General features: G+C 65.9%; 4 protein-coding genes. All 4 read left to right on the top strand.

Translation table 11 applies throughout. The features are described 5' to 3' along the window. Window positions 1-78 precede the first annotated feature (78 nt). On the top strand, window positions 79-357 hold the full coding sequence (locus VFX99_RS11560; RefSeq protein ID WP_329666442.1) for a YggT family protein: 279 nt from the start codon (window positions 79-81) through the stop codon (window positions 355-357). 145 nt (window positions 358-502) lie between these two features. Then, entirely contained in the window at window positions 503-1,333 is an 831-nt protein-coding gene (locus tag VFX99_RS11555; protein WP_329666441.1) for a DivIVA domain-containing protein, read from the top strand. A gap of 137 nt (window positions 1,334-1,470) precedes the next feature. Beyond that, window positions 1,471-1,926: a TraR/DksA family transcriptional regulator gene (locus VFX99_RS11550; RefSeq protein WP_329666440.1), complete on the top strand. Its 456-nt coding sequence runs from the start codon at window positions 1,471-1,473 to the stop codon at window positions 1,924-1,926. A 62-nt stretch (window positions 1,927-1,988) separates the two neighbouring features. Next, a partial coding sequence (locus tag VFX99_RS11545; RefSeq protein WP_329666439.1) for a signal peptidase II occupies window positions 1,989-2,330 on the top strand: 342 nt, incomplete at its 3' end.

Here is a 2,330-nt window from a genome sequence, read left to right as displayed (position 1 = left end):
CGGCGAACCGGGCTCTGCGCCTGACGTAGGAATGACGCAGCTGAGCCAGAGCACGGGGAGAACATGATTGTCGTCGGAATGATCATCGACTGGGTGTTGTGGATCTTTCTGTTGATCTTGTTCGCCCGGATGATCTTGTCCTGGATCCCGGTGCTGGTCCGTGAGTGGGAGCCGCGTGGTCCCATGCTCGTGGTCGCCGAAATCGTGTACTCCATCACCGATCCGCCGCTCCGGGCCCTGCGCAAGGTGCTCAAGCCGGTGCGGATCGGGAACATCATGTTGGATCTGGCCTTCATCGGTCTCTTCATCGGGGTCAGCATCTTGATGCGGGTCAACGCCGTCGTGCTGCTGCGCTGACGCCGGCGGCTGGGCGGCCGGCTCGCCGCGTTTGTGCTCTCCCGACCCCCATTGGGTACGGTGGGTCGGATGGGTAGGCGTAGGCATGCCGGAGATGCACGGAAGATGCACAGAAGATGCGCGGAAATAGCCGAGGTGAACGACGATGACGCTGACGTTGGACGATGTGCGGAACAAGCGGTTCAGGATGGCCCGCAAGTCCGGCTACGAGGTGCTGGAGGTCGACGAGTTCGTCGACCAGGTGGAAGCCGCTTTCGAGCAGCTCACCGACGAGAACCAGAACCTGAAGAAGCAGATTGAATCGCTGCGGTCCGGGGGGGCGACCCCGGCGCCGAGCGCTTCAGCCCCGAGCCCGGATGCTGCGCCCCAGACCACTCAGCAGCCCCCTCAGACGATCGTGGTGACGACCGCCAAGGAGGCCAGCCCCGCCGTTGTCCGGTTGGTCGAGCTGACGACCGAACAGTCCGAGCGCTTGGTCGCAGAAGCGACCGAGGACGCGAACCGGATCCGCCAAGAGGCCAGTCGCAATGCCCAGCAGCTCACGTCGGACGCGCAGACCCGGGCGGAGCGGATCGAATCCGAGGCGCGCGCCAATGCGGAGCGCGTCCAGGGCGACGCGCTCAGCCGCGCAGAAGCGTTGGATCGCGATATCGATACCCGCCGGGTCGAGATGTTCGGTGAGCTGGAGCAGCAGCGTGATCAGCTGACCACGACCGTCGAAGACTTGCGGAGCTTCGAGGCCTCGTACCGGCAGACTCTGGCGGCCGAGCTCCACAATCAGATTAAGACGCTGGAGACGACGAGAGCCGAGCCCGACGAGGTGCCCGAGGGCGCGCAACCGTCCCCGGGCGAGCCCGAGGCGAGCACCGGTAGTGAGAACCTGCGCGACTCAGACGACGACGGTCCGCCCACCCTGGGCGGCGGCTCGACGAGCGACACCCCTCGCCTCGACGCTCTCCTCGGCGACCAGCGCTGACGCCCGGCGAGCGTCGGGAGGCTCGCGCTCCGGCTCAACGGGCTCATTAACTCAGGGAATTATCAGCGCTGGTCGTTGAACAACGCCACAATGCGTCCTAATGTCTCTGCGTCACTCCACACCCATGAGGGGGCAGCATGACCACCACCAGGGCGAACACCGCTGGTCAGGGCTCGAAGCGGGCCAGTACGGTCGACGTCTCAACGCTGCCTGTTCGCGAGGGCGAAGAGCCGTGGACCACCGCAGAGCTGGACGAGGTGAAGGCGGCGCTGGAAGAGGACGTCGTCCGCTTCGAGAGCCAGATCGAGGTATCGACGGCGGAGCTGAACGGCCTGCTGCGGGACGGAAACGAAGGCGCTGGCCGGGATCCCGCTGACGTCGGTTCCGCCAACTTCGAGCGCGACGCCGAGATGTCGTTGGCCAACAACGCCCGGGAGATGCTCGATCAGTCCAAGCTGGCGCTGCGGCACATCGCGCTCGGCACGTACGGGAGCTGCGACAACTGCGGCAAGCCGGTCGGCAAGGGGCGTCTGCAGGCGTTTCCTCGGGCCACCCTGTGCGTTTCGTGCAAGCAGCGCGAGGAGCGCCGATAACCGTTCCACCTGCGTCGGAGACCTCCGGTCTGGATCTCGTGGAGCGCCGCAGGTTCCGTTGGTTGTTCGCCGGGGTCGCGATCGCCGGCGTGACGGCCGACGTGCTCAGCAAGATCATTGCGGTCCGATGGCTCGATCCGCGGCAGCCGGTCGAGTTGCTGAACGGTCTGTTGACCCTGCGACTGATCCGCAATCCCGGGGCGGCGTTCAGTTTGGGCGAGCGGTTCACCGTGGTTTTCGCGATTCTGGCCATGCTGGTGGTCGGATTCGTGATCATCCGGCTGGTGCCGCGACTCGGTCACCCCGGCTGGGCCGTTGCCCTCGGCCTGCTGTGCGCCGGCGTCCTGGGAAATCTCGTCGACCGCATCTTCCGCAGCCCGGGTCCCTTCCGCGGTCACGTCGTC

The sequence above is a fragment of the Microbacterium sp. genome (genome assembly GCF_036277215.1).
In the GTDB taxonomy this organism is placed as follows: domain Bacteria; phylum Actinomycetota; class Actinomycetes; order Actinomycetales; family Microbacteriaceae; genus Microbacterium.
This window is presented reverse-complemented; position numbering and strand designations above follow the sequence as displayed.